Source organism: Nocardiopsis sp. TNDT3 (assembly GCF_003427465.1).
Lineage (GTDB): Bacteria > Actinomycetota > Actinomycetes > Streptosporangiales > Streptosporangiaceae > Nocardiopsis > Nocardiopsis dassonvillei.
This window is the reverse complement of record NZ_QPFC01000531.1, coordinates 1-5,859: the sequence shown is the minus strand read 5'-3', so window position 1 is coordinate 5,859 and position 5,859 is coordinate 1. Positions and strand designations below refer to the sequence as shown.

Sequence of the window (5,859 nt, the reverse complement as noted above, 5' to 3'; positions counted from 1 at the left end):
GCGGGGGCGCCTTGGGTGTCGGTCATGGAGCGATACTAAACGAAACGCTTTCGTTTCCCTAGGCCTCGCTCACATAGGATTCGGGCATGACCACCGACCATCTGCCCGACGCCTCGCGCGCCCCCCACCGGGGCCGACCGCGCGACGCGTCCCGGGACCGCGCGCTGATGGACGCCACCCTCGCCGAGCTCGAACTGCACGGGTACGGCGGCCTGACCACGGCCGCCGTCGCCCGGCGGGCCGGCGTCTCCACCGCCACCCTCTACCGGCGCTGGCGCTCCAAGGAGGACCTGGTGCTGGGAGCCGCCCGGGACTGGGCGGAGAACCTGGGGCCCGACCTCGACACCGGCGCGCTGCGCTCGGACCTGTCCCGGCTCCTGCACGACAAGGCCGCGGCCCTGGAGGGGGCCTCCGGGAGGCTGCTGCGCGCGGTGCTGGGCGAGGCCGCGCACAACCAGGCGCTCGCCGACGCGCTCTTCGGCGACTTCGTGGTGCCGCTCCAGGAACGGGTGCTGGCGGTGGTGGAACGCGCCGTCGCGCGCGGGGAGATCCCGCCGGTGGAGGATCCCCTGGTGGTGGCGGAGATGGTGATCGGCCCGATGGTCAGCCACACGTTCCTGGTGCCGCCCGCGCCCGGCGCCTCCCCCGGCCACGGCATCGCCGACCGGCTCCTGCCCTACCTGCTGCGCGCCCTGGGCCACCGGGAGGTCCTGGACACCCGCACCGACTGAGGGCGGGGCGGCCCGCCCAGGGGGACGACGGGCTCCCGCCACGACCCGGGGCTCCATCGCGCCCCGGACGAGGACAGCGGCCCGGCGCGGGTTTCTCCGGGCGGAGCTGATTGTGACCGGTGGTCTGTCAGTGTCTGGTCTGTCCGGGGTTCGTTGTTACCGGAAAGCCCACCTATACGGCGTAGATTTATTTTCCGTCAGCTCGGGTACAGCCTCGGCGGACGGGTCCGCCGGACCGGTTCGGCTCCCGCCGCGGTGGCGGAGCCGCGGTCGCACGAGGAGCCGCGCACCCGGGGAAGGTACGCGGCTCCGCCCTGCGCAACGGGTCAGCCCACCGTCGCCGGTTCCCAGGCGCGCTCGACCACGCGCACCAGGCCCCGGTCGGTGATCTTCACGCTCGGGGACACCGCCAGGGTCAGCGTGGACAGGCTCATGAAGGCGTTGCGGTTGTCCCAGCCCCACGCCGCCAGCTCCGCGCGCAGCTCCCGGGTGGCCCGGGCGACCTCGTCGGCGGGCCTCTCCGACATGACCCCGCCGATGGGCAGGGCGATCCCGGCGCCCGCGCCGCCCTCGCGGACCAGGCGCATGCCCCCGCCCCAGGACACCACCCGCGCGGCGGCCTCGCGCAGCGCGTCCTCGCTCGTGGCCACGACCGTGAGGTTGTGGCTGTCGTGGGCGTAGGTGGTGGCGAAGGCCCCCGCGCCCAGTTCCTGCCCGGTGACCGGCGCGAACGCCACCCCGCCCGCCCCGGTGTGGCGCTCGAAGACCGCCACCACCGCGGTCCTGCCCTGCCAGTGCACCACTCCCCCGCGCACGGGCAGCACGACCTCGTCCGGCTCGGTGTAGGTGTCCACCGGGTTCACCCGCAGCGCCCGGAAGGCGTGGTCGCCGTCGGGCAGGTCCACCCGCCAGCGGGCCGCCCGCGCGTCGGGCGCGCCGATGCGCACCGTGCCGCCGAACGGGTGCTCCGGCGCGGGCCCGGGTCCGGTGAGCGGGGCGCCGTCGCGGCCCACGACCGTGCCGCCGGCGATCGCGACCACGGGGGTCAGCTCGGTGAGCGAGCGCAGCAGGACCAGGTCGGCGCGCTTGCCCGGGGTGACGGTCCCCCGGTCGTCGAGGCCGAGCCTGCGCGCGGGCTGGAGCGTGAGCGCCCGCAGCACCGCCAGCGGGGGCAGTCCGCGTTCGAGGGCCACCGCCCCCACCCGGTCCAGGTGACCGGTGCTCACGATGGCGTCCACGACGATGTCGTCGGTGACCAGGCAGAAGTCGGGCAGGTGCGGCAGGTCCAGCAGGGCCCGCACGACCTCGGGGGTCAGGCACTTCTCCTGGAGCATCAGCAGCATGCCCAGGCGGGCCTTCTCCACCGCCACCTCGGCGGTGTTCTTGCAGTGGTCGGAGTCGATCCCGGCCCACAGGTACTCGCCCAGCTCGGCGCCGGACAGGTTGGGGCAGTGCCCGTCCAGGCGCACGCCCCGGCTGCGGGCCGCGGCGATGATGGCGCCCATCCTGGGGTCGCCGGAGACCACCGCGCGGTAGTCCATCACCTCGCCGAGGGTGGTGACCCCCTCCCAGTCCAGCATCTCGGCGACGTCGTCGGCGTCCAGGCGGGCCCCGGCCGTCTCGAACCCGTCGAGCGCGGGCACGCACGAGGGGACCGCCCAGCGCATGGTCTGCCCGGTGGCCTCGCCCTGCCCGATCATCCACGCCTGCCCCTCGCGCCCGGCGACGTTGACGATCTCGTGGGCGTCGGCGAGCACGGTCGTGGTGCCGCGCGCGAGCGTGACCCGGGCGAACTCGGCCGGGGCCAGCAGGGAGCTCTCGATGTGCATGTGCGCGTCCACGTACCCGGGCGCGACCACGAGCCCGTCGGCGTCGACGGTCTCGCGGGCCTCGACGGGGGTGCCCGGCGGCAGCACCGCGCGGATCGCGTCGCCGACCACGGCGACGTCGGCCCGCCACACCTGGCCGGTGTGGACGGAGACGACGTCTCCGCCGCGGATGAGCAGGTCTGCGGTGAGCATCGGAGTCGGTTCCCCTTCCGGTGCGCGGTCGCGGTTCACGGCGTCCGCGCGCTGTCGTTCGGTTCTGCGGCGTAGCTGGCGATGCCCTCGGTGAGGCGGGCGGCGAACCCGTCGGCGTCCACGGTGCGGGCCACGCGCACGTGCCGTGCGCGGCCGGGGGTGCGCAGGTCGGCCACGAGGGCGCCGCGGGTGAGTTCTCCGGCGCACTCCACCGAGGCGGTGCCCTCCTCCCAGCCCAGCAGTCCGGGATGGGCGACGGCGGCCACCGCCAGCGCGTCGTGCACCGGCACGGCGGCGACGCCGAAGCGGTCCAGGTAGCGCAGGGCGTAGTCGCGCAGCAGTGCTCCGGCGATCCCGGCGGTGCCGGGCAGCGCCGCCAGCTCCTCGGCCTCGCGCAGCGGGTACAGGGCGGCGCGGGTGACGTCCAGGCCCACGATCCGCACCGGCAGGCCCGACTCCAGGACGTAGCGGGCGGCCTCGGGGTCGGCGTGGAAGTTGAACTCCGCGGCCGGGGTGATGTTGCCCTGGGCGAAGGCGGCGCCGCCCATGACGACGATCTCGCGCAGCGCCGGTCCGGCCTGCGGGTGGCGGGCGAGCAGGGCGGCCACGTTGGACAGCGGGCCGATCGCCACCAGGGTCAGCTCCCCCGGCGAGCGCAGGGCCTGCTCCGCCAGCCAGTCGACCGCGTGGCCGGGACCGAACGCCCGGGGCGGCGAGGCGGGGACCAGCCCGCCCAGGCCGCCGGCCCCGTGCATGGGCTCGTCGCGCAGGCGCGCGGTCCGCGAGATCGGCCCGGCCAGCCCCGACACCAGCGGCAGGTCGGCCGGGGCCGCGGCCAGGTCCAGCACGTGCGCGGCGTTGCGGTCCACGTCGGCGAGGGAGGCGTTCCCGGCCACCGTGGTCACCCCCCGCACCTCCAGCTCCGGGGAGGCCAGCGCGAGCAGCAGGGCCAGGGCGTCGTCGACGCCGGGGTCGCAGTCGATCACGATGGGCACGCTCACCGCGCCACCTCCTCGGTGAAGCGGTCCAGCCAGGTGGAGCGCTCCTGCGCGATGAGGGCCAGGTCGCCCTGGTGGTAGCCGCTGTCGGACGGGGAGGAGGCGGCCTGTCCCGACACCCGCTCCATGAGCGGGGTGGGGTCGGCCTCCAGCGCCACGGGCTTGTCGTAGAGGGCCTCGGCCATCCCCTCCTGGATCTCGGGGCGCAGCAGGAAGTCGACGAAGGCCAGTGCACCGGCCTCGTTGGGCGCCCCGTCGACCACCTGGACGGTGTTGGCGGTCATCACCCGGCCCTGTTCGGGCGCGGCGAAGCCGATCGGCTGCCCGGCCTCCACCGAGCCCATGGCGAAGTTGTCCAGGCCGGGCGCCATGGCGATCTCACCGCGTTCGAGCAGGCTGGTGAGCTCGGTGGAGCCGGTGTAGAACTGGAGCGCGTCCGCGCCGATCCGGCCCATCGCCTCGAAGCCGGCGTCGGGGTCGGAGGGACCCGAGCCGAAGTGTTCGCCCGCGGCCAGGACGAACATCGGACCGGCCGAGACCGAGATGTCGGGCAGCACGTACCCTCCCTCGGGCTCGGCCCACAGGTCGTCCCAGGAGTCGGGGGCCTCCTCGACGAGGTCGGTGCGGTAGAGCAGGCCCAGGAGCTGGAAGGTGTAGGCGGGGCCGTACCCGTCCGGGTCCACCGCCCAGGGCTGGATGGCGTCGAGGTTGGGCACCTCGGCGGGGTCGACGGGGGCGAACAGCCCCATGTCCTTGCCGATCTGGGCGTAGTAGTCGGAGATGAGCACGACGTCGGTGTCGGGCGTCTCGGCGTTGATCCTGAGCTTGGTGAGCCGCCCGGCGTTGTTGCCGGTGTCCAGGACCACCCGGATCCCGGTCTCGGCCTCGAAGGGGTCGGCCACCACCTCGGTGAACTCCTCGGTGGCGAAGGCGAAGGTGCTCACCACCAGCGTGTCGGGGTCGTCCTCGCGCACCGGTGCGCACGAGGCGCTCACCAGGGCCAGCGCCGCCGTCCCGGCGAGCGCGGCGAGCATGCGGCGCGGGCGTGCGGTGCGGCTCATCCGGTCTCCTCGGCGAGTTCCACCAGGTGGCGGTGGGGCAGGGCGATACGCACGGGGTCGCCGGGACGCAGGTCGTCGGCCGGGTGCAGGGAGCGCAGGACCGACCCGGGCCCCTCCACGCCGTCGATGCGGGCCTCGACCAGGCAGTTGCTGCCCTGGAAGGTGACCTCGCCGACGGTGCCGCCCAGGCCGGTCTCGCCCTCGCCCTCGCGGGTTCCGGCGGGCAGCAGGCGCACGTGTTCGGGCCGGATGGTGACGGCTCCGTGCCCGGGCACCCGCGGGAAGTTGTCGTAGCCCAGGAACTCGGCGACGAAGCGGTTGGCGGGCGCGGGGAAGACCTCCCGGGGCGCGCCCTGCTGCTCCAGGCGCCCCTCGTTGAGGATGACCATGGTGTCGGACAGCTCCAGCGCCTCGTCCTGGTCGTGGGTGACCAGGACGGCGGTCAGCCCGGTCTCGCGCTGGACCCGCAGCAGTTCGCGGCGCATCTGCACGCGCAGCTGGGCGTCGAGGTTGGACAGCGGCTCGTCCAGCAGCAGCACCGAGGGTCGGATGGCCACGGCGCGGGCCAGGGCCACCCGCTGCTGCTGGCCGCCGGACAGCTCGGCGGGCTTGCGGTCGGCCAGGTGCGCCAGGCCCACCAGGTCCAGCGCCTCACCCGCGCGCCTGGCCACCTCCTGGGCGGCGATCCTGCGGGTGCGCAGCCCGTAGCCGACGTTGTCGCGCAGGGTCATGTGCGGGAAGAGCGCGTAGGACTGGAAGACCATGCCGATGTTGCGCTTCTCCGGCGGGGTGCGGGTGGCGTCCTCCCCCTCCAGCAGGATCCTGCCGGAGGTGGGCTGGAGGAACCCGGCGATCATGCGCAGGGTGGTGGTCTTGCCGCAGCCGCTGGGGCCCAGCAGCGTGGTGAACCTGCCGCGCTGCACGGCCAGGTCCAGGTCGGCGACGGCGGCGGGGCCGTCCTTGCCCTTGCGTCCGCCGAAGCGGTGGGTGACGCGGTCGAGTTCGACGACGGGTGTCATCTGTTTGTTGGGCGTGGATACCCCGTCCT

General features: G+C 74.5%; 5 protein-coding genes. 1 reads left to right on the top strand and 4 read right to left on the bottom strand.

What is annotated here, in order from left to right; genetic code table 11:
* Positions 1-86 precede the first annotated feature (86 nt).
* Positions 87-731: a TetR/AcrR family transcriptional regulator gene (locus DQW06_RS13850; RefSeq protein WP_071622035.1), complete on the top strand. Its 645-nt coding sequence runs from the start codon at positions 87-89 to the stop codon at positions 729-731.
* A 326-nt stretch (positions 732-1,057) separates the two neighbouring features.
* Here the strand turns inward: DQW06_RS13850 and DQW06_RS13845 are convergent, their stop codons facing one another.
* Genes DQW06_RS13845 through DQW06_RS13830 form a run of 4 tightly spaced genes read right to left on the bottom strand, consistent with a single transcriptional unit; the run spans position 1,058 to position 5,830 of the window.
* Positions 1,058-2,752 (bottom strand): adenine deaminase C-terminal domain-containing protein, encoded by a 1,695-nt coding sequence (locus DQW06_RS13845; protein ID WP_013152962.1) that lies wholly within the window; start codon positions 2,750-2,752, stop codon positions 1,058-1,060.
* Between the two features lie 35 nt (positions 2,753-2,787).
* Positions 2,788-3,753 (bottom strand): nucleoside hydrolase, encoded by a 966-nt coding sequence (locus tag DQW06_RS13840; RefSeq protein WP_013152961.1) that lies wholly within the window; start codon positions 3,751-3,753, stop codon positions 2,788-2,790.
* The gene (locus tag DQW06_RS13835; protein WP_117198587.1) at positions 3,750-4,811 is read right to left on the bottom strand and encodes an ABC transporter substrate-binding protein; all 1,062 of its coding nucleotides are present in this window, start codon (positions 4,809-4,811) and stop codon (positions 3,750-3,752) included. The genes DQW06_RS13840 and DQW06_RS13835 overlap by 4 nt, the downstream gene beginning before the upstream one ends.
* Positions 4,808-5,830 carry an ABC transporter ATP-binding protein gene (locus DQW06_RS13830; protein WP_013152959.1) on the bottom strand — a complete coding sequence of 341 codons (1,023 nt, stop codon included), beginning with the start codon at positions 5,828-5,830 and terminating at the stop codon, positions 4,808-4,810. The genes DQW06_RS13835 and DQW06_RS13830 overlap by 4 nt, the downstream gene beginning before the upstream one ends.
* Between the last annotated feature and the right edge of the window lie 29 nt (positions 5,831-5,859).

Excerpts from the sequence above, each read along its gene's own strand:
- DQW06_RS13850 (WP_071622035.1), top strand. The coding sequence starts at position 87 with ATGACCACCGACCATCTGCCCGACGCCTCGCGCGCCCCCCACCGGGGC.
- DQW06_RS13845 (WP_013152962.1), bottom strand. The coding sequence starts at position 2,752 with ATGCTCACCGCAGACCTGCTCATCCGCGGCGGAGACGTCGTCTCCGTC.
- DQW06_RS13835 (WP_117198587.1), bottom strand. The coding sequence starts at position 4,811 with ATGAGCCGCACCGCACGCCCGCGCCGCATGCTCGCCGCGCTCGCCGGG.
- DQW06_RS13830 (WP_013152959.1), bottom strand. The coding sequence starts at position 5,830 with ATGACACCCGTCGTCGAACTCGACCGCGTCACCCACCGCTTCGGCGGA.